At 63.0% G+C, this 21,842-nt stretch carries 19 protein-coding genes; 4 read left to right on the forward strand and 15 right to left on the reverse strand.

Features of this window, described 5'->3' with window-relative positions:
* Positions 1–111 precede the first annotated feature (111 nt).
* The 4 genes from LGQ10_RS13555 to LGQ10_RS13570 all read right to left on the reverse strand — a co-directional run bounded on the left by LGQ10_RS13555 (position 112) and on the right by LGQ10_RS13570 (position 4,263).
* A complete protein-coding gene (locus tag LGQ10_RS13555) occupies positions 112–2,187 on the reverse strand; it encodes a flotillin family protein (RefSeq protein ID WP_226525844.1) in 2,076 nt (691 codons plus the stop codon).
* Between the two features lie 36 nt (positions 2,188–2,223).
* The gene (locus tag LGQ10_RS13560; protein WP_058435009.1) at positions 2,224–2,865 is read right to left on the reverse strand and encodes an OB-fold-containig protein; all 642 of its coding nucleotides are present in this window, start codon (positions 2,863–2,865) and stop codon (positions 2,224–2,226) included.
* Between the two features lie 66 nt (positions 2,866–2,931).
* Positions 2,932–3,627, reverse strand: coding sequence for a PspA/IM30 family protein (locus LGQ10_RS13565; protein ID WP_058435010.1), 696 nt, complete (start codon positions 3,625–3,627; stop codon positions 2,932–2,934).
* Between the two features lie 15 nt (positions 3,628–3,642).
* The gene (locus LGQ10_RS13570) at positions 3,643–4,263 is read right to left on the reverse strand and encodes a YjfI family protein (protein ID WP_058435011.1); all 621 of its coding nucleotides are present in this window, start codon (positions 4,261–4,263) and stop codon (positions 3,643–3,645) included.
* 297 nt (positions 4,264–4,560) lie between these two features.
* Between LGQ10_RS13570 and LGQ10_RS13575 the strand changes: the two genes are divergently transcribed.
* Positions 4,561–5,760 (forward strand): CaiB/BaiF CoA transferase family protein, encoded by a 1,200-nt coding sequence (locus LGQ10_RS13575; protein ID WP_226525845.1) that lies wholly within the window; start codon positions 4,561–4,563, stop codon positions 5,758–5,760.
* 40 nt (positions 5,761–5,800) lie between these two features.
* On the forward strand, positions 5,801–6,652 hold the full coding sequence (locus LGQ10_RS13580) for a TIGR02285 family protein (RefSeq protein WP_226525846.1): 852 nt from the start codon (positions 5,801–5,803) through the stop codon (positions 6,650–6,652).
* Between the two features lie 166 nt (positions 6,653–6,818).
* Here the strand turns inward: LGQ10_RS13580 and LGQ10_RS13585 are convergent, their stop codons facing one another.
* The gene (locus LGQ10_RS13585; protein ID WP_058438902.1) at positions 6,819–7,106 is read right to left on the reverse strand and encodes a DUF3509 domain-containing protein; all 288 of its coding nucleotides are present in this window, start codon (positions 7,104–7,106) and stop codon (positions 6,819–6,821) included.
* A gap of 208 nt (positions 7,107–7,314) precedes the next feature.
* Between LGQ10_RS13585 and LGQ10_RS13590 the strand changes: the two genes are divergently transcribed.
* Positions 7,315–7,977 (forward strand): response regulator transcription factor, encoded by a 663-nt coding sequence (locus tag LGQ10_RS13590; RefSeq protein ID WP_058438900.1) that lies wholly within the window; start codon positions 7,315–7,317, stop codon positions 7,975–7,977.
* Here LGQ10_RS13590 and LGQ10_RS13595 read toward each other — a convergent pair.
* The 6 genes from LGQ10_RS13595 to xerD form a co-directional block, all read right to left on the reverse strand.
* Positions 7,974–9,236: an EAL domain-containing protein gene (locus LGQ10_RS13595; RefSeq protein WP_226525847.1), complete on the reverse strand. Its 1,263-nt coding sequence runs from the start codon at positions 9,234–9,236 to the stop codon at positions 7,974–7,976. The two genes, LGQ10_RS13590 and LGQ10_RS13595, sit on opposite strands and share 4 nt — an antisense overlap.
* Positions 9,237–9,326: 90 nt before the next feature.
* The gene (locus LGQ10_RS13600; protein ID WP_226525848.1) at positions 9,327–12,914 is read right to left on the reverse strand and encodes an ATP-binding protein; all 3,588 of its coding nucleotides are present in this window, start codon (positions 12,912–12,914) and stop codon (positions 9,327–9,329) included.
* 93 nt (positions 12,915–13,007) lie between these two features.
* Complete coding sequence (gene thrC / locus LGQ10_RS13605; RefSeq protein WP_226525849.1) at positions 13,008–14,417, reverse strand: threonine synthase; 1,410 nt, start codon at positions 14,415–14,417, stop codon at positions 13,008–13,010.
* Between the two features lie 104 nt (positions 14,418–14,521).
* On the reverse strand, positions 14,522–15,826 hold the full coding sequence (locus LGQ10_RS13610) for a homoserine dehydrogenase (RefSeq protein ID WP_226525850.1): 1,305 nt from the start codon (positions 15,824–15,826) through the stop codon (positions 14,522–14,524).
* Positions 15,827–15,961: 135 nt separating this feature from the next.
* Positions 15,962–16,693: a DsbC family protein gene (locus tag LGQ10_RS13615; protein ID WP_226525851.1), complete on the reverse strand. Its 732-nt coding sequence runs from the start codon at positions 16,691–16,693 to the stop codon at positions 15,962–15,964.
* Between the two features lie 144 nt (positions 16,694–16,837).
* Positions 16,838–17,734 carry a site-specific tyrosine recombinase XerD gene (gene xerD / locus LGQ10_RS13620; protein WP_058438492.1) on the reverse strand — a complete coding sequence of 299 codons (897 nt, stop codon included), beginning with the start codon at positions 17,732–17,734 and terminating at the stop codon, positions 16,838–16,840.
* A gap of 106 nt (positions 17,735–17,840) precedes the next feature.
* Between xerD and LGQ10_RS13625 the strand changes: the two genes are divergently transcribed.
* The gene (locus LGQ10_RS13625; RefSeq protein WP_226525852.1) at positions 17,841–19,643 is read left to right on the forward strand and encodes a cation:proton antiporter; all 1,803 of its coding nucleotides are present in this window, start codon (positions 17,841–17,843) and stop codon (positions 19,641–19,643) included.
* A gap of 4 nt (positions 19,644–19,647) precedes the next feature.
* On the opposite strand, the gene LGQ10_RS13630 is transcribed toward LGQ10_RS13625, so the two are convergent.
* The 4 genes from LGQ10_RS13630 to rimM all read right to left on the reverse strand — a co-directional run bounded on the left by LGQ10_RS13630 (position 19,648) and on the right by rimM (position 21,840).
* Positions 19,648–20,061 carry an acyl-CoA thioesterase gene (locus LGQ10_RS13630; protein WP_022642499.1) on the reverse strand — a complete coding sequence of 138 codons (414 nt, stop codon included), beginning with the start codon at positions 20,059–20,061 and terminating at the stop codon, positions 19,648–19,650.
* Positions 20,062–20,152: 91 nt separating this feature from the next.
* On the reverse strand, positions 20,153–20,503 hold the full coding sequence (gene rplS / locus LGQ10_RS13635) for a 50S ribosomal protein L19 (RefSeq protein ID WP_009047143.1): 351 nt from the start codon (positions 20,501–20,503) through the stop codon (positions 20,153–20,155).
* Between the two features lie 45 nt (positions 20,504–20,548).
* Positions 20,549–21,301 (reverse strand): tRNA (guanosine(37)-N1)-methyltransferase TrmD, encoded by a 753-nt coding sequence (gene trmD, locus LGQ10_RS13640; protein WP_058438271.1) that lies wholly within the window; start codon positions 21,299–21,301, stop codon positions 20,549–20,551.
* Positions 21,302–21,303: 2 nt separating this feature from the next.
* Positions 21,304–21,840 (reverse strand): ribosome maturation factor RimM, encoded by a 537-nt coding sequence (rimM, locus tag LGQ10_RS13645; RefSeq protein WP_226525853.1) that lies wholly within the window; start codon positions 21,838–21,840, stop codon positions 21,304–21,306.
* Positions 21,841–21,842: the final 2 nt, after the last annotated feature.

The following is a 21,842-nucleotide window of genomic DNA, read 5'->3' on the forward strand; positions in this document are numbered from 1 at the left end:
CTGAAACCAGCAGGCTGGAACCAGCAGCCCGACACCCGCCCCGTAGCCGTGGATGAAAACCACGGCTACGGAATCAGGTGCGGCCTGGCGAATCAGCCGTGGTCAGGCATTTCAGGCTTCGGCAGACGGAGCGTCGGCCTTGCGCGTAACGGCAGCGGCTGCCAGCTCGGCGGCTACCGCCGGGACGCCCTTGCCGTTGAGCAGGCGCGCCAGGACGTCCTGGACCACCGGGCTCTTGCCCACCACGCCTTCGATGGCCTTGCCGACCGACAGTGACTTGGCGAAGGAGTTGAAGAAGTCGCCTTCACCGCCGACGATTTCGATCTTGGCCTTGCTGAGGGCTGCGGACAGCACTTCGGCCTGCTCCTTGGCGATTTCCTTGTTGGCGGCGATGGCGGCCATCGCTTCCTCGAAGTTCTTCTCCAGCTGCATGCGGAACTCTTCGTGCTGGCGAGCGCTGTCGCTGAGGGCATCCAGGGCGCCAAACTTCTTGCCCAGGCCTTCGGCCTCGGCGTTCAGGCGCTGCAGCAGCACTTCGGCTTCGGCCGAACCCAGGTCCTTGGTGGCCTTGGCCTTGGCCGCACCCAGTTGTTCTTCGCCACGGGCCTGGGCACCGAGCTTCTCTTCCATGACCTTGGCTTCAGCCAGGCCGTCCTTCTCTTTGGCAGCCGCCTGGGCTTCCATGATGCGTGCGTCGGCCAGGCCTTTCTCCTGCTCGCCACGGGCTTCGGCAATCAACTGCTCGGTGCGTACGCGAGCCTGGGCCAGGCCTTCCTTCTCCTGGGCCGCTGCGGTGATCTCCAGGACCCGGGCATCTGCCAGGCCAGGTGCCGCACGCTCGGCTTCCACGCCTTCGGCCAAGCGTTTCTTGGCCTCGGCCTGCTTGGCCGCAGCTTCCAGTTCGGCTTGGGCCAGGTTGTTGATTTCCACGGCCTTGTGCTTGGAACGGGTTTCGTCGGCTTCGGCCTGCTTGACCTGGCGCACCAGGTCCTGCTCGGCTTCGGCCTGGGCCTGGATCACCACCACTTGCTTGGCGCGCTCGGCTTCGGACACTTCGCGCACTTCCTTGATCCGCTCTTCTTCCTGGGCGACGGTCTTCTCTACCGCTACCCGCTCGCGGATCACCGTGGCGATGTTCTTGCGCTGCTCTTCCAGGGCCTTTTCCTTCTCGATGCGCTGCAGCTCCACTTCACGCTCGCGGGCCACCACTTCCAGATCCTTGGCACGGGTGACTTTCTCCACCTCGATGACCACGGCGCGCTGGCGGTTCTGCTGGGCCACTTCGACTTCGCGCTGATGGTTCTCGGTGCGCACGTCGATTTCCTGCTGGGACTGAATGCGCGCTTGCTCGGCCTTCAGGCGCTCCTCTTCCTTGACCTTGGCGGTCTCGGCTTCCTCACGGGCGCGGATGGTCTCGATCTCGCGCTTCTGCCGGGCTTCGGCATCGGCCTGCTGGCGCTCGAGGGACAGCGAGGCTTCGCGGGTCTCGACGTTCTTCTTCTGGATCGCCAGTTCCTGGTTGCGCTCCAGTTCGTTGGTGATGACGTTCTGCGCCGCAGTCAGCTCGGTGATCTTGCGGATACCTTCGGCGTCGAGAATGTTGCTCGGGTCCAGGGAATGCTTGGCCGTCTGCTCCAGGTAGTCGATCGCCACGTCTTCGAGCACATAACCGTTGAGGTCGTTGCCGATGGTCTCGATGATCCGGTCGCGGAAATCCTGGCGATTCTCGAACAGCTGGACGAAGTCGAACTGTTTGCCGACGGTCTTCAGGGCTTCGGAGAACTTGGCGTTGAACAGCTCATTGACCGCCGAACGGTCGGATGCGCGGTCGACACCGATGGCCTTGGCCACCTTGAGCACGTCTTCCTGGGTCTCGTTGACCCGCAGGTAGAAGGCCACGGTGATGTCTGCACGCATGTTGTCACGGCAGATCAACCCGTCCTTGGCGCGGCGGTCGACTTCCAGGGTGATCAGCGAGATCCGCATGAACTCCTTGAGGTGGATCACCGGGTACACCAGGGCGCCAGTGAAATGCACCTTGGGGGTAGAGGACATGTCGTTGACGATCAGCGCCGTACCTTGGGGGACCTTGATGTAGAAGGCCTTGAACAGGGCCAGCAGGCCGAAGACCACCAGGACGACAAGGCCGAGGCCCAGCAGGATGGGCAGCAGCGACGGTAAATTCATGCAATCAATCTCCTTTGATTCTGAGGGAGTCCGGGCTCAGAGGCCGCGAAACTCGTCCTCGGTAATGACCCGATAGGCGTGTTGCGCCTCCAGATACTCCAGCAACACGACTCGGTCGCCGCGTTTGAATGCTCGCGCCTCATCGGCACGCACCCGCAGGATCAGCCCCGCGCCACCGTCTTCGAGCACGGCTTCGCCATGCTCCAGGGTGACCCGGCCGCTGCGTACCACGGCAGTCTGCCCCAGCACCGACTTGCTGCTGGTGGCTTCCATCTTGAGAAACAGCGGGCGCAGCGGACTGCAGATTGCCGCGCTCAGAGGGGCCGCCAGGAACAGTGCAAGCACCGCCAGCAACAGTCCCAGGGGATAGCGCAGCCAGCCCAGGGGCAGCTGGCTGAAAACGTAGAGTTCGGTGAAATAAGTCAGGAACCAGCTGAAGAACATCAGCAGGGTCAGCACCAGGGTGACCGGTACGCCGTTGAGCTTGAACTTGATCAGCAGCCCGGCCAGGCCTTCGGTTGTGTGGGCGCCGTCGAGCAGCGAATCGGCCTCGAAATCCAGGAGCTCGACCTCGAGCAAACCCATGGCGACCACGACCCAATAGATCACGGCCAGGCAGAGCATGAAGCTGAACAGCACAGTGGGGAACGACAAGACTGTCTGCAGGAAGATTTCCATTGCTTTCCTATCCCTGAAAAAGCCGGGCAAGGCCCCTCGGCCCTGCCCCTGACACACGACGGTGAATCAGGACTTGCTACGGTCCTTCAAACGCGCCAGCACGTTGTCGGCGCTGGTGCTGCCAGCAACGATCCCGGCTTCGCGCAACTTGGCATCCAGGGCATCGTCCGGATTACTGGTGCTGGCCAGTTCGGCCGCGGCATCCATCTTCGCCGCGCGCTCGGCCTGTTTCTGCTTGATGCGTTCCAGGGACTCCACCGCCGTGTGCAGCTTGCTCTGCGAGCCACCGTAGCGCTGGGCCACGGCCTGCTGGGCCTTCTGCACGCTTTCGGTGGCCTTGACGGTATCGACCTGTTGTTTCAAATGTTTGATGTTGCCTTCGGCCTGGGACACGGCCTTGCGCAACTGGGCGACGCTGGAGGCGAAACCATCGGCCTGCTCGCGCTCCAGCACCAGGTCGTTTTCCAGGTTGGCGATCTTCTGCGCCACTTCCTGGGCCAGGTTGTCATTGCCGGCTTCCAGGGCCTTCAGCGCATAACTTTCATATTCGGCGACCTTGGCGGCCGTGCCGTCGACACGCTCGGCGGCGAGCTTCTGCCGGGCCATGATCTCGGCCAGGGCCTCCTTGGATTTGCGCAATTCCTGGTCGGCGTCGCGGATCTCCTGATCGAGGATCCTCAGTGCCTGGCTGTCCACCAGGGCCTCGCCCGCCTCGTTGGCGCCACCGCGCAGGGCGGTGAGCAGTTTGCTCCATACGTTCATGTGCACTCCTCCAGGTCAGGCCTGAGCCTTCAGGTAGCCTTCATAGGCTTCGGTGGCCCTGATCACGTTGCCGGCCAGGGTTTCGATCTCGTAGAGCACGTTGGAAAGGATCGAAGTGGCGCTCAGGGCACCGAACATCATGTAGTAGCGCTCACCGTCCAGGCCGGTCTCCAAGCCGATGCTCGACAGCGGGAACAGCTGCCGGCTGAGCAGTACTTCTTCGTTGAACGCGGCCACGTCCGTGACTTCGCTTTGCGGCCAGAGCAGCGCCTCCACCAGGATCTGCTCGCCGGACAGCGCGACGAACAACGGCAGGTCGCCGTACTCGCGCATGGTCACGTGCAAGCTGGGTTCGGCGCCTTCGAGCAGTTCAACGCTGGCTTCGGCACCAGTGAACAACTCGGTGGCCGCCAGGGCCTGGCACAGCGAGCGGGCATTCCAGATCTGCGGCATGCTCATTTCTCCATCCTTTTCCACACAATCCAGCCCTTCGCAGGGCTGGCGCAGTTTGCGTTCAACCGCCAGCAACGCCTTGGCGTTCTCCGGCAGTATCCAGACTTCCTTTTTCACCAACCCCTGATCACGCAGGCGCTGGCGGAATAAACGTTGGTAATGGGCTGAGGATTTGTTTTCCATGGCGCAGAGCTTAAATCATCACATGTAATATCCACAATCCATCACATGTAATTTATTTGACCGGGGTTTGTAACAAGATTATTCAAAATAATCGCCACATTTACAGACGCCAAAATCGGCGCCGTGCAGAGGCTCGTTTGGCAAAAGTGCGTTATTAGACCTGGCAGGCGACCGAATGAGAAGCGTAATCGTTCGAGCGCGAGGCCAGCAAAAATACCTGCCGATGGCGCCCTGGCGCTGCCTTAATGCCGATCAATGGTCTAGGCTAGGCGGATTTTCCTGCCCTGCGGATGCCTCATGAACAGTCTCAGCAAGCCCCTCGCCGGATTGAAAGTGATCGAACTCGGCACCCTGATCGCCGGCCCCTTCGCTTCACGCATCTGCGCCGAATTCGGCGCCGAGGTGATCAAGGTGGAATCTCCGGACGGCGGCGATCCGCTGCGCAAGTGGCGCAAGCTGTATGAGGGCACCTCGCTGTGGTGGTTCGTCCAGGCTCGCAACAAGAAATCCCTGACCCTCAACCTCAAGCATCCCGATGGCCTGGCGGTACTCAAGCAGTTGCTGGGCGAGGCTGACATCCTGATCGAGAACTTTCGCCCCGGCGTGCTGGAGAAACTCGGCCTGGGTTGGGATGTGCTGCATGCATTGAACCCGAAGCTGGTGATGGTGCGCCTGTCGGGCTTCGGCCAGACCGGGCCGATGAAGGAGCAACCGGGCTTCGGGGCCGTGGGCGAATCCATGGGCGGCTTGCGCTACATCACCGGCTTCGACGACCGACCACCGGTACGCACCGGAATTTCCATCGGCGACTCCATTGCGGCCTTGTGGGGCGTGATCGGTGCACTGATGGCCCTGCGTCACCGGGAAGTCAACGGCGGCCTGGGGCAGGTGGTGGATGTGGCACTGTACGAAGCGATCTTCGCGATGATGGAGAGCATGGTCCCCGAGTTCGACGTGTTCGGTTTCATCCGCGAGCGCACCGGCAACATCATGCCCGGCATCACGCCCTCCTCCATCCACACCAGCGCCGACGGCAAGCATGTGCAGATCGGCGCCAACGGCGATGCGATCTTCAAGCGCTTCATGCAACTGATCGGCCGCGACGACCTGGCCAACGACCCGTCCCTGGCCAGCAACGACGGACGCGATAACCGCCGCGACGAGCTTTACGGGGTGATCGACCGCTGGGTGGCCTCCCTGCCCCTGGACCAGGTGCTGGAACAATTGAACCAGGGCGAAGTCCCGGCCAGTCGCATCTTCAGCGCCGAAGACATGTTCCAGGACCCGCAATTCCTCGCCCGGGAAATGTTCCTCCAGGCCAAATTGCCGGACGGCAAACCCTTCAAGATGCCGGGCATCGTGCCCAAGCTCTCGCACACGCCTGGGAGCGCCGAGTGGGTCGGGCCGCAACTGGGCGAACACTCTGCCGAGGTGCTGGCGAACCTGGGCTACAGCGACGAGCAGATCCGCGACCTGCGCAGCAGCGGAGCAATCTGAACTGAACCGCCAGCGCCCCCGTTACCGCCGGCGGCTGGCGATGTCGCTGGCGGCCCTGCTGCTCTGGCTGCCCAGCCTGCCGAGCCAGGCAGGGGAGATGCTGACCTGGCTGCTGCGCGACCTGCCACCCCTGAGCATCTTCGAAGGCGCTAGCAAGGGACGCGGGGTGATCGACCTGCTCATGCCACAGCTGATCGCCGAACTGCCGCAGTACCAGCACGAATTGGTGCGGGTCAATCGCGCTCGTGGCATGCAGATGCTCCGCGAACCCAGCTTCACCTGCGACCCGTCGCTGATCTGGAGCAAGGAGCGGGCGCAATGGGTGGCCTACTCCATCACCAGCTTGCGTGTCCTGAGCAACGGCCTGGCGATACGCCGCGCCGAACGCGAGCAGCTGGCGCAGTTCATCCACGACGGCAAGGTCGACTTGCAGGCGCTGCTGGCCAGCGGCACGCAACGGCTGGGGGTGGTGGCCGAGCGCAGCTATGGCCAGCAACTCGACAGCCTGCTGCATCAGGCCCCAACCCAAGCCCTCAGTGCCCACTACGGCAATGATGCCCTGGGCAGCCTGCTACAGATGCAGCGCCTGGGGCGCCTGCACGTACTGCTGGGCTATTGGCCGGAAATCCGCTACCAGGCGGTACAACAAGGGATCGACCCGCAAGACCTGGCCTTCTATTCGATCCAGGGCACCGAGCAGTACCAGGACATTCATGTCGGCTGTTCCGATACCCCCCAGGGACGCCAGGCCATCGCCCGGATCAACCAGGCGCTGCTCAAGCTGCGGGAAAACCGCCTGATGGAGCTGTACGCCGCCTGGCTGGAGCCCGACATGCGCGATACCTACCGCGCCGACGCCCGCGCCTACTTCATGGCCCATCCGGACCACTGACAAACGCCAGGCAAAAAGAAACCCCGAGAAGTGGGGAGACGACTCGGGGTTAAACGTGGTCTTCACGACCCGTACCCGCAGGCTGCAAGCATCGGAGCAAAATGCCTGTTCCTGCTGGTAATGGGTCTGACTGGCGGGATCGCCAGAAGGTTCCGTAAAAATCAATTCATGTACGGCGCTCGAATGACTTGCCTTCGCCGGCATGACGCAACGCCGCGAACACGCAGGGCTCCAGGCGCCCCTCGGCAATCAGTACATCGCGATGCAGGCCGTCGACCACATCGGTCAGCAGGCGCTTGTCGGTGAGCTGGGCCTGGTTGACCTCGCGCTCCACGACCAGGGTCCCTGCCGTAGTGCTCAAGCTCACCAGGCACTCGCCATGGGCTCCCGAGGGGGTCAGGACCACCTGGTACGGACTCAGTGCCTCGCTCAACAAAAGACTGATACTTTCCATCTAGATCACCACTCAATAGCTCGAATTAAGGTTCGAAAACAAAAATGCCGGTAGCTTTCTGACATTCAAGTGACCGTTGCCCAGAGAGGAAAGTTCGCCACACCTACTGCTGCCGATCTGAGTCATTCGAGCATGCACGGGTAATATGACAAGCAGAAAACGGCCGACCAGGCGCCCGCCACACCGTCCCTTGCATTGGAGTCCCGCCTTGAGCGCTACGCCGAACAACAGATTGCGCATCATCCTTGCCGACGATCACCCGATCTTCCTGATCGGCCTGCGGGCGGTGCTGGAGCAGGACGAGAGCCTGGTCGTCGTCGGCGAGGCCAGCTCGCCCTCCGCCCTCTCCCAGCAGGTGCAGGACACCCCCTGCGATGTGCTGGTGACCGACTTCATGATGCCCGAGGACCAGCAGAACGACGGGCTGCGCCTGCTCGAACAGCTACGCCGGCATCACCCTGAATTGCCCATCGTGGTGGTGACCATGCTCAACCATGCCGGGCTGTTCCGCTCGATCCTCGACCTGGGAGTGATGGGCCTGCTGAGCAAGGCCAGCCTGGCCGAGGAGCTGCCCAGCGCCATCGAACATGCACGCCAGCACAAGCCCTACGTGGCCCAGGCCATCCAGCGGGCGCTGAGCCTGGCTGGCGAAGTGGGACCTGACCGCCTGGTGTCCAAGGATCAGCTGTCACCTCGCGAGCTGGAAGTGATCCGCCTGCTGGCCGCAGGCCATACGGTGGGCGAGATCGCCACCCAGCTCAACCGCAGCAAGCAGACCGTCAGCGCACAGAAGGTCAGCGCCATGCGCAAGCTCGGCCTTTCCGGCGAGGCTGCGCTGTACATCTACGTCCAGGAACATGGCCTGGCCTAGGCGCACAGCCCCGCAGCCCGTACGGCCGACTCTGCCGATTCGCGGCCCAGGGTGCAGGCCAGCCACTGGCGCATCCCGGCGGCACTCATCGGTGGCGCCAAGAAGCAGCCCTGCAGATGGGCAGCCCCCATGGACTTGGCCGCCTGGTACTCGGATTCGGTTTCGATCCCCGCCACCACGACCCCCAGGGCGATGCGCCGGGCCATGCCCACCGCTCCGCCGACCAGTGCCTGCTTGCGCTCGTCCTCGACCATGCCCGCGACAAACGCCGGGGGAATCTTCAACTCGGTGAAGGGCAGCTCCAGCAAGCGTTGCAGGCTGGTGCCACCGACACCGAAATCACCGATGGACAGCTTGCAGCCGATCATGCGCAGGCGCAGCAAGGCTTCGACATGAGCGGTATCGGTCTGCAACCGGGTGGTATCGACAATCTCCAGCGTCAGCTGGCGAGCGGGAATTTCGAAGCGCCGCAGCAAGGCTTCTAACTGCCGGGGAAACAGCGGCCGCTCGAGGATGCCCACCGGAATGTTCACCGCCACCGGCAACGGGTGCCCCATCACCAGCTTGACCCCCGCCGCCAGCTCCAGGGCCTGTTCCAGCATGTGCCAGGTGAACACCTCCTGCAGGCCGGCGAATTCGATCAGTGGCAGGAACTCGGCCGGCATCAGCAACCCGCGCTCCGGGTGGTCCCAGCGGGCCAGCACCTCGACACCATGCAGCCCGCCCCCACGGTGGATGACCGGCTGGAAATACGCCACTCCATGCCCGAGGATCGCCGCCAGGCCCTCTTCCGGGGACACGTCGCCCGGAGCGAAAAGATCCAGCGCCAGCAAGTCTCGCAACAAGGCCTGGTTAAGCGCCGGCCCCTGCCGGGAAAACTCCTGATAGGTGCTGAGCAGTTCGCCAATCACCGCGACCGATGCCGGCTTGGGCAGGCAGGCGAGGATCTTCAAACCCAGCTCCCGGGCCATGCCCGCCGTACCTTCGAGCACATCCGGCTCGGCGTCGCTGAGAATGATCAGGGCCTGGGCCTGGCGCTCCCGAGCCAGCTCGCGGATCAGCTCCAGGCCATCGGCCTGTTCCAGGTACAGGTCGCAGATGGCGATGTCCACCGGCCCCTTGCTCGCCAGCGAACGCCGTGCGGACTCCACGCTCTCGGCGGCCAGCACGTTGAACACGCCATTGGCGTTGAGCATCTGGTGCAGGGCCATCAACTGGAACGAGTTGTCTTCGAGAATCAGCACATTGAGCGAATGCATGGGGCAACCTCCGGTACGACACAAGCGGGAACAGTCCACTAAGGGCCGACACGGTAACCAGACAGTTCTTAATCACACATAGGACAAGTCCTAAACGCCCAAGGCCGCCTGGATATCCCCACGCAAATTGTCGATCGCCTCCAGCAGCACCGGCCACGGGGCCTGGGAAAGCTGGCCCGCCTTGACCTGTGCTTCCAGCTCGATGCAGGCCCTGGCCAGGGGCAAGGCATCGATCAGGCAGCACACGCCCTTGAGCCGATGCAGAGTGGCTCCCAGTCGCCCGGGATCCTGCTCCTGCAGGGCCGTCTCCAGCGCTTGCCGCTCCTGGGCAAGGTTGCGCAGCAACTCCTGCAGCATGCGTTCGAGCACCTGTTCGTCGGCCTGGGTCATCGTCCGCAGCGTCTGGATATCGAAAGACGGCGGCGGCAGGAAACGCGCCAGCGTCTGCGCCAGCTGGTCCAGGGTCATCGGCTTGACCAGCAGCTGGTTCATGCCCGCCCGCTCGCAACGCTCGCGCTCATCCTCGAAGGCATTGGCCGTGCAGCCGATCACAGGGCAAGGGCTGCGCCCCTGCTCGGCCTCGACCCGGCGGATCGCCTCGGTCAGTGCATAACCACTCATGCCGGGCATCTGGCAGTCCGTTATCACCAGGTCGAACGCACCATTGCGCCAGCACTCCAGCGCTTCCCTGGCGTTGTCGCAGGCCACGACCCGATGCCCGAGGAACATCAGCTGCTGGCTGAGGACCATGCGATTGGCGCTCAGGTCGTCTACCACCAGCACGTCGATGCTGCGACTTGGCGGCCGTTCGGGTGCGGCCGCGCCTGAGTGCGCGAGATCTTCGTCGAGCCGCTCCGGATCGAGTTCGAGAGTCACCACGGTCCCGGCACCCAGGGCGCTGTGCAAGTGAATTCGTCCGCCCATCAGCTCGATCAACTGCCGGCAGATGCTCAACCCCAGGCCGGTCCCGCCATAGGCCTGGGAGATGGTCCTGTTGGCCTGGACAAAGGGCGTGAAGAGCTTTTCCTGTTGCTCGGGGCTGATCCCCGCTCCCGTATCCGCGACGCTGATGCGCAGGCCGGTCGGCGCGTCTTGCCGCTCGACAGTGATGCGTACCCGGCCTTCGCTGGTGAACTTGAGCGCATTGCTCAACAGGTTGTGCATGACCTGGCGCAGGCGTAACGGATCGAACAGGTAGCGGCCCCCGGCCTCTTCGCTGAACACCAGCTGCAACTGCACGCCACGGCTGCGCGCGCTGGCTTCGAACAACTGCCGGATACTCTCGAAAAACGGTTTGAGAGCCGTGGCCTGTGGCGCCAGTTGCATGTAACCGGCCTCGATCTTGGCCAGGTCGAGGCTGTCGCCCATCAGGCTGACCAGCTCCTGGGCGGACTGGTAGGCCACCCGCAGGGCCTCGGAAAACGGCGCGCCGCGAACCCTGGCCTGTTCCTTCTCCAGTTCCAGCAGGCCGATGATCGCCGTCATCGGGGTGCGGATCTCATGGCTCATGGTGGACAGGAACGCGCTCTTGGCCGCATTGGCCTGATCGGCGGCCTGGCGGGCCTGTACCAACTGGTTCTCCAGGCGCTTGCGCTCGCTGATATCGATCCAGCCACCCAGCAGCCCCTGCAACTGCCCCTGTGCGCTGTAGAACGGCACCGTCCACTGGTAGGCATGGATCGAGCCGTTACGGGTTTCCACCTGCCGATCGGCAAACACCGACTGCTCACCAGCCAGCAGTTGCATGATCTCGTTGTGCAACTGGCGGGCGGTGGCCGCAGGCAGCAGGTCCAGTTCGATCAGCTTGCGCCCCTGGATCTGCTCCAGACGCGTACCCAGTTGCTGCTCGTAACTCTTGTTGCAGGTGATCAGGCGCCCTTCCAGATCGCGGACGAAAACCGGATTGGGCATGCCATCGAACAGCGCTCGCTTGAAGGCCAGCTGGTCGTTCAGCAGTTGCTCGGCCTGCAGTCTCTGCTGGATCTGGCGCTTGAGCCGGCTGCTCCAGGCCAGCGACAGCAAGCCGAACAGCAACGCCGTGCAAATGGCCCAGTAGACCCAGGCCGGCACTCGCTGCCAGACAGGCATCGGCACCGGGGTCGAACCTAGCCACTTCAGCCGAATGGCACTGAGCTCCGCCACCGGCAATGCCTCCAGCGCCTTGTTCAGGATGCTCAGCAGTTCGGGCTGGTCCTTGCGCACGGCAAACTCGTCGGCGGACCAGGTCCCCTCGACGCTGCGCCCTGCCCGCAAACCTTCATAGGCCAGGTCCAGCGCCTGCACCTGGATTTCGTTCTGGATGGTCGCCAGGGCTTCGCCACGCTTGACCAGTGCCCGGGCCTCCTCGTAGTTGGCAACGCTGCGCACACGAATATCGGGATAGTTGCGCCGGATGTAGCTTTCCAGGGTATGCCGGGCCGGTAGCGCCAGCACTTCCCCCGACATCTGCTTGAGGCTGCCCAGGCGCCGGTCCTCGGGGCGGACGACGAACACCCAGGCGGCGCCGCCAAAGGCATGGGAGAAGTTGAGGAACAGCCGCCGGTCCTCGCTGTCGGTCAGGGTGGTATTCATCTGCGCTTGTCCGCTTTCCAGCAGTTGCAGGGTCTGGGCCGTGGACGCGCTCTGCTTGTGGACGAAATGCAGCCCGGTCATGCGGGCGATGCGGTTGAGCAGGTCGATGTTCAGCCCGACCCAGCGTCCTTCCTTGTCCTTGAACACATGGGGCGGGTAAGGCTGGGACGCCACCAGGACATGGGGGTGCTGGAGAATCCAGGCCTGCTCCTCGGCGCTCAACTCGATGTGCTCGCCAGAAGTCGTCCCCAGGCCGGTGGTCCAGCGCGCCTGGATTTCCCGGCGCAGGGATTCGTCGATGCTCTGCAGCGCCCGCTCCAGCAACTGCGCCAGCTGCGGATTGCTGTCGACGGTGGCAAAAGCGAAGCCGGTAGGCGGCAAGCGGCTCTGCTCATGGATCTGCACCGCCAGGTAGGGCCTCAGGGCCTTGTAGGCGCGGACGATGATCTCGTTGCCGATGAAGGCATCGGTATCGCCCTGATTCAGGGCCTCCAGGCCACTGTAGAGATTGGGCGAGAGCATGATCTGGCTGTCTGGATAGGCCGCATGGACCTGCGCGGAATTGGCATAGCCATCGAGCAGCACCAGCCGCTTGCCGGCCAGGTCATCACTGAGCTCCGGTTCGTCGCCACGCACGACCACCACCGCCTTGTCCGGCATGTAGTCGCTGGTGAAGCGCAAGCCCGGCACCCCTCGCTCATAGCCGTTGGCGCTGGTGAGGACATCGATGGTGCCATTGCGCAGCGCCTCGACGGCCTGTTCGCGCTCGGAAAAACCCAGCACCTCCATGCTCACGCCCAATCGCTCGCCCACCAGCCCCAGGTAGTCGGCGCTGATTCCCTGGTAGCGGTTGCGATCGCGGGTGATATCGATGGGTTGGTAGTCGTCGATCGCGATGCCTACCCGCAGGGTCGGGTGCGCCGCCAGCCACTGGCGCTCGGCAGGCGCCAGCACCAGAGGCTCGAGGTCGACGAAGGCCGGCACCAGCTTGAAAGGCAGGTTCTTCGCCGCACTGGCCGGCAGGGCGCACAGCAGCACACCCCAGGCCAGCAGGCCCGCGAGCAACCGGGACAGCGCAAGGGAACGGCGAGAAGTTCGACGAGACATCAACCGGGCCTCCGTGCCTTTGGCGGGCAACTGGTTCACGAAAAAACAAAGCCCGTCAGGAGACGGGCTTCGTGATCGGCAAGGCCAGGAAAATCAGAGCGGCTTGCCACGATTGCCGTGCTGGCTGACGAAAGCCTGCACTGCTTTGAGGTCGTTGGCCAGGACCGTGCAGCGCTCTTCACGCTGGAACAGGTCGGACAGATGCGCCGGCAGCTCCAAGGCCTTGCCGACACCGGCCTTCTGCACCGCATCCGGGAACTTGACCGGGTGCGCGGTGCCCAGGATAACCATCGGCGTGTCGAGGCTGCGCCGGCACTCGCGGGCAGCTCGGACGCCGATCGCGGTATGCGGGTCCAGCACTTCGCCGGTCTGGGCGAAGACGTCGGCGATGGTCTCGCAGGTCTGCTCGTCAGTGACCGCCAGGGAATCGAACAGCTTGCGGGCTTCAGCCCAGCGCTCTTGCTCGACGCTGAAACCACCGCCCTGCTTGAAGTTGTCCATCAGGCCGGCGATGGCCGCACCATTGCGGCCGTGCAGGTCGAACAGCAGTCGCTCGAAGTTCGACGAGACCATGATGTCCATGGACGGCGACAGGGTCGCGTGCAGGGTTTCCTTGACGTACTGATTGCCGCTCATGAAGCGGTGCAGGATGTCGTTGCGGTTGGTGGCGACGATCAGTTGGCTGATCGGCAGGCCCATGTTGCGCGCCAGGTAGCCGGCGAAGATGTCGCCGAAGTTGCCGGTGGGCACCGAGAACGCCACGGAACGCGCCGGGCCGCCCAGCTGCAGGGCCGCGTGGAAGTAGTAGACGATCTGGGCCATGATCCGCGCCCAGTTGATCGAGTTCACGGCCACCAGGCGGGTGCCCTTGAGGAAGCCCTGGTCAGCGAAGCTGGCCTTGACCATTTCCTGGCAGTCGTCGAAGTTGCCTTCGATGGCGATGTTGTGGATGTTCTCGCCCAGGATGGTGGTCATCTGCCGGCGCTGCACGTCCGAGACGCGGTTATGCGGGTGCAGGATGAAGATGTCGACGTTGTCGCAACGCTTGCAGCCTTCGATGGCCGCCGAGCCGGTATCGCCGGAGGTGGCGCCGACGATCACCACGCGCTCGCCGCGTTTCTCCAGGACATGGTCCAGCAGGCGGCCCAGCAGTTGCAGGGCAAAGTCCTTGAACGCCAGGGTCGGGCCGTGGAACAGCTCCATCACCCACTCGTTGCCGTTGAGCTGGCGCAGCGGCGCCACGGCGCTATGGGCGAAGACTCCGTAGGTTTCCTCGAGGATCTTCTTGAAGTCGGCGTCGGCGATGCTGCCGCTGACGAACGGGCGCATGACCCGGAATGCCAGCTCGTGATACGGCAGGCCGGCCCAGGAGGCAATTTCTTCCTGGGTGAACCGCGGCAGGTTCTCCGGCACGTAGAGGCCGCCGTCAGTGGCCAGGCCAGCGAGCAGTACATCTTCGAAATTCAGGGCCGGTGCCTGGCCGCGGGTGCTGATATAGCGCATAAGAGCAAACCTTCGGTTTGAGCTGCAAGCCACCAGCTACAAGCTGCAAGCCAGGGCCGCTCGGCTCCTGACTTGCAGCTTGTTGCTGGAAGCTTGCCGCTGCTTCAATTGAGATGTTCGACGCGGATGCGCATCACTGGGCCGACGACGCCCTGCAGGGCCTCCAGCGCGGTGATCGCATCATTGATGTGCTGCTCCAGGACCCGATGGGTCAGGAGGATCATCGGCACCAGGCCATCCTGCTCCTCCACTTCCTTCTGCATGATCGACTCGATGTTGATCCCGCGCTCGGAAAGGATGCTCGCCACCTGGGCCAGCACGCCAGGATGGTCCTTGGCCTGGATCCGCAGGTAATAGGCGCTCTCGCAGGCCTCGATCGGCAGGATCGGATGGTCGGACAGCGAATCCGGCTGGAAGGCCAGGTGCGGCACGCGGTTCTCGGGATCGCTGGTCATGGCGCGGACCACGTCCACCAGGTCGGCCACCACGGAGGAAGCGGTCGGCTCCATGCCTGCGCCAGCGCCGTAGAACAGGGTCGAGCCGGCGGCATCGCCGTTGACCATGACCGCATTCATCACGCCGTTGACATTGGCGATCAGGCGATCAGCCGGAATCAGCGTCGGGTGGACCCGCAGCTCGATGCCCGCCTCGGTGCGCCGGGCCACGCCCAGGTGCTTGATGCGGTAGCCCAGGGCCTCGGCATAGTTCACGTCAGCGGTGGTCAGCTTGGTGATGCCTTCGGTGTAGGCCTTGTCGAACTGCAGCGGGATGCCAAAGGCGATGGACGCGAGGATGGTCAGCTTGTGCGCAGCGTCGATGCCTTCGACGTCGAAGGTCGGGTCGGCCTCGGCGTAACCCAGGGCCTGGGCTTCGGCCAGCACGTCTTCGAAGGTGCGGCCCTTCTCGCGCATTTCCGACAGGATGAAATTGCCGGTGCCGTTGATGATCCCCGCCAGCCAGTTGATGCGGTTGGCCGACAGGCCCTCGCGGATCGCCTTGATCACCGGGATGCCACCGGCCACCGCGGCTTCGAAGGCCACGATCACACCCTTCTCCTGGGCCTTGGCGAAGATTTCGTTGCCGTGCACGGCGATCAGCGCCTTGTTCGCGGTGACCACGTGCTTGCCGTTGTCGATGGCCTTGAGCACCAGCTCGCGAGCCACGGTGTAGCCGCCCACCAGCTCGATGACAATATCGATCTCGGGGTTGGTCGCCACGGCGAACACATCGTTGGTAATCGCAATACCGGTCGTCTGGAACTGAGGCTTTGGCGTACGGGTAGCAATCTGCGCTACTTCGATTCCACGCCCGGCACGCCGGGCAATCTCCTCGGCGTTGCGCTGAAGTACGTTTAGGGTACCGCCACCGACAGTACCCAGCCCACAGATGCCTACTTTGACCGGATTCACTCTGAACTCCCCATAAAACGGCCGACGCTAGGCCGGCCGTGGAAATCAGCCGCAAACAGCGCGGCTCTCTATTAATGCCCCGCCGGCTGCAACCGACGGGACATGATCGTCAAAGGCTAGCGTGACGATGCAGGATTATTTCGCACCCAGTGCCAGCTTGGCGATCTGCGGTGCAGGCTGATAGCCCGGAATCACTTGGCCGTCAGCCAGGACGATGGCTGGCGTGCCGTTGACGCCGATCGACTGGCCCAGGGCGAACTGCTTGGAAACCGGGTTGGCGCACTTGGCGGCCTTGATTTCCTTGCCATCGACCATCTTGTCCATGGCCGCTTTCTTGTCCGCAGAACACCAGACCGCCTGAAGCTGTTCATCACCCGGCGAGCCGAGGCCCTGGCGCGGGAACGCGACATAACGCACTTCGACGCCTGCCTTGTTCAGCGCAGGGATTTCGGCGTGCAGCTTGTGGCAGTACGGGCAGGTGGTGTCGGTGAAGACGGTGATATGGGTCTTGGTCTCGCCAATGGCCGGATAGACCACAGTTTCCGCGACCGGGATGCCATTGATCAACTTGGAAATCCCCAGGCGCTCGGTTTTTTCCGTCAGGTTGACCGGCTTGCCGTCCTTGAGCTGAAACAGGTAACCCTGGACCACGAACTGACCGTCGGCGCTGGCATACAGCACCCGGCTGCCCTTGAGCTTGACCTCGTACAGGCCGGACAGCGGGCTGGCGGTGATGCTTTCTACCGGAACCTCGAGCTGCAGGGTCTCGAGGCTTTTGCGAATAGCTTTCTCGGCATTTTCATCGGCCATGACGAACGTGCTGAGCAGCGCCAGGGAAGCGGCGGCAATAATCTGGGTCAAGCGCATGGGAACTCCTGAAGGCGGGCAAATGGGCCACTGGGAGCGGTTGCGCCGGCAACGGCTCGCAACAGCCGTTTTGCGAACCGGCAAAGCCTAACACATCTGCTTGTTCGCACCGACTACGGGCGACGCAAAGCGCCAACAGCCCGATCAACCTCGCGGGTGGTGCTTGGCATGCAGATCCTGCAGGCGAGCCCGAGCCACATGGGTATAGATCTGGGTCGTAGAAAGGTCGCTGTGGCCCAGCAGCATCTGCACCACCCGCAGGTCGGCGCCGTGGTTGAGCAAGTGAGTGGCGAAGGCGTGGCGCAAGGTGTGTGGCGACAGGCTCTTGCCGATCCCGGCGACCCTGGCCTGGTGCTTGATCCGATGCCAGAAGGTCTGCCGGGTCATCTGCTCGCCCCGCAGGCTGGGAAACAGCACGTCGCTGGGACGCCCGCCCAGTAGCTCGGCACGGGCATCACGCAGGTAACGCTCGACCCAGACGATCGCCTCCTCGCCCATGGGCACCAGGCGCTCCTTGCTGCCCTTGCCCATCACCCGCAGCACGCCCTGGCGCAGGTTGACCTGTTCCAGGGTCAGGCTGATCAGTTCGGTCACCCGCAGGCCGCAGGCGTAGAGCACTTCCAGCATGGCGCGGTCACGCTGGCCGATGGGCTCGCCCAGGTCCGGCGCGGCCAGCAGCGCCTCGACGTCCGCCTCCGACAGCGACTTGGGCAGCGGCCGCCCGAGCTGGGGCATGTCCACCTGCAATGTCGGGTCGACCTCGATCAGCTTCTCGCGCAACAGGTAACGGTAGAACCCCCGCACGCCGGAAAGAAAGCGCGCGGTGGAGCGTGGCTTGTAGGCTTGCTCCACGCGCCAGGCGAGGTGATCGAGGATCAGCTCACGGCCAGCCCGCGGCAGCTCCACCCCTTGTTCCTGCAACCAGCCGTTGAACAGCGCCAGGTCGCTGCGATAGGCGCCCCGGGTATTGTCGGAGAGACCTTTCTCCAGCCACAGGGCATCGAGAAAGCGGTCGATCAGGGGGTGGTCGATGGCGGGCATAAGAACTCGAACAGCGCAGCCAGGAAGGCCGCGCAAAAAAATAGTGAACTGCGCAGTGGGTCGCTAGTCTTTCATAGCCAGCCATTTCAAGGAACAGGGTATACCCATGAGCGAACAACAGATTCTGCTGGCCTTCGGCGGCATCGGGGCGGCGGCGCTAGGCTGCCAGTGGCTGGCCTGGCGACTGAAATTGCCGGCCATCCTGTTCCTGTTGCTCAGCGGCATTCTCGCCGGCCCGGTGCTGGGCTGGCTCGATCCCCAGGAGATGTTCGGCCCCTTGCTGATGCCCCTGGTTTCGCTGGCGGTGGCATTGATCCTGTTCGAGGGCAGCCTGACCCTGCACCTTTCGGAGTGGCGCGAAATCGGCAGCGTGGTGCACCGCCTCGTGACCCTCGGCGCCCTGTCCACCTGGGCGGTGATCACCCTGGCCACTCACTGGCTGCTGGGCTTCGACTGGATGCTGGCCCTGCTGTTCGGCACCCTGACCCTGGTCACCGGCCCGACGGTGATCGTGCCCATGCTGCGGGTCGTACGGCCCAAGGCCTCGATCGCCAACATCCTGCGCTGGGAGGGCATCGTCATCGACCCCATCGGCGCCCTGCTGGCGGTGGTGGTCTACAGCTTCATCATTGCCAGCGCCGAAGGAGAGGGCCTGAGCCACAGCCTGCTGACCTTCGGCGGAGTCATCCTGTGCGGCAGCCTGTTCGGCATTGCCGGTGGCTGGATACTGGGCACCATCATGCGTCGCCAGTGGCTGCCGGAATACCTGCACAACCTGGCGACCCTGGCGGGGGTGCTGGGCATCTTCATTGCTTCGAACCAGATGATGCACGAATCCGGGCTGCTGGCCGTGACCCTGATGGGCATGTGGATGGCCAACATGAAGGGCGTAGATGTGCGACACATCCTGCACTTCAAGGAAAACCTCAGCGTGCTGCTGATTTCCGGGCTGTTCATCCTCCTGGCGGCGCGCCTGGACCTCAATGCGCTGATCGCCCTGGGCCCGCTGGTGCTGATACTGCTGCTGGTGATCCAGCTCGTCGCCCGACCGCTCAACGTGCTGCTGTCCACGGCAGGCTCGAGCCTGAACTGGCGTGAACGGGCCCTGCTGGCCTGGATCGCCCCACGGGGCATCGTTGCGGCGGCAGTCTCGGCGATCTTCGCCATCCGACTGGACCAGGCCGGCCATGAGGGCGCCTTGCTGCTGGTACCACTGACTTTTGCCGTGATCATCGGCACCGTGGTCCTGCAAAGCGCCACCGCCCGCCCCCTGGCTCGCCTCTTGAACGTGGCCGAACCGGCACCCAGCGGCTTTTTGATCGTGGGTGCCAACGGCCCGGCACGCATCATTGCCAAGGCCCTGCAACAACTGGGCAGCCGGGTCCTGCTGACCGACTCCAGCTGGGAGAACATCCGCGCGGCACGCATGGAAGGCCTGCCTACCTATTTCGGCAACCCGGCTTCGCAGCATGCCGATGCCCACCTGGACCTGGTGGGCCTGGGCCACTTGCTCGCGCTGTCTCCCTCGGGCGAACTGAACACCCTGGCAGCCATGCGCTTTCGCCATGATTTCGGCCACCAGCGCCTGTACGCCCTGGCCAACAGCCAGGAAAACCGGCGCACCGACAAGCACCGCGCAAGCCACGAACACCGAGGACAGCTGCTGGGCAGCGAGGCCCTGAGCTACACCAAGCTCGCCAGCCTGCTGGGCCAAGGCGCGGAGCTGTACAGCACCCACCTGACCGACGCCTTTGGCTGGGACGATTACCAGGCGCTGCACAAGGAACGCGCCACCTTGCTGTTCGCCCGTGACACCGCTGGCTGGGTCCACGTCTTGACACCGCAGAGCAGCCTCAAGCCGGCGCCAGGCTGGACCCTGCTGGCGCTGATCCAGCCGCAAACGCCGTAAAGGCCTACGCAGCGAAGCCCGGCAGTACAGGCACCGGGCGCTTGTCATCGTCGATGGCGACAAAGCTGAACAGGCCATGGATGGCCTTCTCGCGCCCATCACAGCTCATGCTCTCGACGAACACTTCGACCTCGACCTTGAGGCTGGTATTGCCCACCTTCACCACCCGCCCGACCAATTCGACGATGGAGCCTGCAGCGATCGGGTGATTGAAGTCGATACGGTCAGTAGACACTGTCACCAGCGGCAACCGGCAGAAGCGGGTGGCTGCAATGAACGAAACCTCGTCCATCCAGGCCAGGGCAGTACCGCCGAATAGCGTGTTGTGGTGGTTGGTGGTGGACGGGAATACCGCCTTGGTCACGCGGGTCACCGAGAGTTCGGTGCGGCGCTGGATTTCTTGCTCGCGGGGGGACATCGATCGACTGCCTGTAACACTGAGAAGGGATAAATGACGGGCAACAAAAAAGCAGCCCGTAGGCTGCTTTTTTCTGCATCGGAAGCTGGACTCAGGCCAGTTTTTCCTTGATGCGAGCTGCTTTACCCGACAGGTCGCGCAGGTAGTACAGCTTGGCTTTACGCACGTCACCGCGACGCTTGACAGCCATGCTGTCGATCTGCGGGCTGTAGGTCTGGAAGGTACGCTCTACGCCAACGCCGTTGGAGATTTTACGTACGGTGAACGCGCTGTTCACACCGCGGTTACGCTTGGCGATAACTACGCCTTCGAACGCCTGCAGACGGGAACGATCGCCTTCCTTCACTTTCACCTGAACGACAATGGTGTCGCCCGGGGCAAAGGCCGGGATTTCTTTGGTCATCTGCTCTGCTTCGAGTGCAAGGATGATTTTGTTGGTCATGCTGTGCTCCTAAGGTAAATCGTCAGATCTACCATCGATACGTTGTTAACTATCGTCCCGCTCGCGGAGATATTCCTCGAGCAGCTTCTTCTCTTCTCCAGAAAGCGAGCGTCTTTCCAGAAGATCAGCGCGTCGTTCATAGGTCCTACCAAGGGACTGCTGCAAACGCCAACGCCGGATATGTGCGTGATTGCCACTTAGCAATACGTCGGGAACACGCTGATCCGCATACACCTCCGGTCGGGTGTAGTGCGGGCAATCCAGCAGACCGTCCGTGAAGGAGTCTTCCTCCGCGGAGTCTACATGCCCTAAAGCTCCGGGCAGCAGCCGTGTAACCGCATCGATCAGGACCATCGCCGGCAGCTCGCCACCAGACAGTACATAGTCGCCAATCGACCACTCTTCATCGACATGCGCTTCAATGAAACGCTCGTCGATGCCTTCATAACGACCAGCAATCAGGATCAATGCATCCTCATTCGCCAACTCGCGCACCGCCGACTGATTCAGTTGACGGCCCTGGGGCGACAGGTAGATCACCTTCGCACCCTCCCCGGCTGCATTTCTGGCCTGAACCAGCGCATCCTCCAGGGGCTTGATCTTCATCACCATGCCCGGACCACCGCCAAACGGGCGATCGTCCACAGTGTGATGTCGATCCGTGGTGTAGTCTCGCGGATTCCAACAGGTAAGCTGCAACAGCCCCTGTTTCACCGCGCGGCTGGTTATGCCGTATTCGCTGATGGCAGAAAACATCTCGGGAAACAGACTGATCACTTCTACGCGCAAGTTAGCCACGCTTAGAAATCCGCGTCCCAATCCACCTTCATCTCGCCTGCGACCAGGTTGACAGCCAACACGCATTGCTCGGTATAGGGCAACAAGCGTTCGCGATCATCCAGGCTGCCAGCGCAAGGCTTGACCACCATTACATCGTTCGAGCCGGTCTCCAGCAGGTGATCGATCTGCCCGAGCAACTGCCCGAGAGTGTCGATGACCTTGAGACCTTGCAGCTGGTACCAGTAGTACTCGCCGTCGGTCAGTTCAGGGAACTGTTTGCGTGGCACGCAGATCTCGTAACCGGCCAGAAGACGAGCTTCCTCGCGATCATCAAGACCCTTGAGCTTTGCGACCAGGAACTTGTCGTTCCCACGTCCACTGACCAGCTCAACCTGTTTGACACTGCCTTCGCGCTTGAGCGTCCAGACGTTGTACTGCAACAGGTTTTTAATCGGATCCGTAAAGGAAAAGACCTTCACTTCGCCACGCACGCCATGAACAGAGTAGATTTTGCCAACGACGATCAAATCATCAGCAGGAGCTGGCGTCGCGTTCATAG

The organism is Pseudomonas sp. L5B5 (assembly GCF_020520285.1).
In the GTDB taxonomy this organism is placed as follows: domain Bacteria; phylum Pseudomonadota; class Gammaproteobacteria; order Pseudomonadales; family Pseudomonadaceae; genus Aquipseudomonas.

Excerpts from the sequence above, each read along its gene's own strand:
- LGQ10_RS13555 (WP_226525844.1), bottom strand. The coding sequence starts at position 2,187 with ATGAATTTACCGTCGCTGCTGCCCATCCTGCTGGGCCTCGGCCTTGTC.
- LGQ10_RS13560 (WP_058435009.1), bottom strand. The coding sequence starts at position 2,865 with ATGGAAATCTTCCTGCAGACAGTCTTGTCGTTCCCCACTGTGCTGTTC.
- LGQ10_RS13565 (WP_058435010.1), bottom strand. The coding sequence starts at position 3,627 with ATGAACGTATGGAGCAAACTGCTCACCGCCCTGCGCGGTGGCGCCAAC.
- LGQ10_RS13570 (WP_058435011.1), bottom strand. The coding sequence starts at position 4,263 with ATGGAAAACAAATCCTCAGCCCATTACCAACGTTTATTCCGCCAGCGC.
- LGQ10_RS13575 (WP_226525845.1), top strand. The coding sequence starts at position 4,561 with ATGAACAGTCTCAGCAAGCCCCTCGCCGGATTGAAAGTGATCGAACTC.
- LGQ10_RS13580 (WP_226525846.1), top strand. The coding sequence starts at position 5,801 with ATGTCGCTGGCGGCCCTGCTGCTCTGGCTGCCCAGCCTGCCGAGCCAG.
- LGQ10_RS13585 (WP_058438902.1), bottom strand. The coding sequence starts at position 7,106 with ATGGAAAGTATCAGTCTTTTGTTGAGCGAGGCACTGAGTCCGTACCAG.
- LGQ10_RS13595 (WP_226525847.1), bottom strand. The coding sequence starts at position 9,236 with ATGCATTCGCTCAATGTGCTGATTCTCGAAGACAACTCGTTCCAGTTG.
- LGQ10_RS13600 (WP_226525848.1), bottom strand. The coding sequence starts at position 12,914 with ATGTCTCGTCGAACTTCTCGCCGTTCCCTTGCGCTGTCCCGGTTGCTC.
- thrC (WP_226525849.1), bottom strand. The coding sequence starts at position 14,417 with ATGCGCTATATCAGCACCCGCGGCCAGGCACCGGCCCTGAATTTCGAA.
- LGQ10_RS13615 (WP_226525851.1), bottom strand. The coding sequence starts at position 16,693 with ATGCGCTTGACCCAGATTATTGCCGCCGCTTCCCTGGCGCTGCTCAGC.
- xerD (WP_058438492.1), bottom strand. The coding sequence starts at position 17,734 with ATGCCCGCCATCGACCACCCCCTGATCGACCGCTTTCTCGATGCCCTG.
- LGQ10_RS13625 (WP_226525852.1), top strand. The coding sequence starts at position 17,841 with ATGAGCGAACAACAGATTCTGCTGGCCTTCGGCGGCATCGGGGCGGCG.
- LGQ10_RS13630 (WP_022642499.1), bottom strand. The coding sequence starts at position 20,061 with ATGTCCCCCCGCGAGCAAGAAATCCAGCGCCGCACCGAACTCTCGGTG.
- rplS (WP_009047143.1), bottom strand. The coding sequence starts at position 20,503 with ATGACCAACAAAATCATCCTTGCACTCGAAGCAGAGCAGATGACCAAA.
- rimM (WP_226525853.1), bottom strand. The coding sequence starts at position 21,840 with ATGAACGCGACGCCAGCTCCTGCTGATGATTTGATCGTCGTTGGCAAA.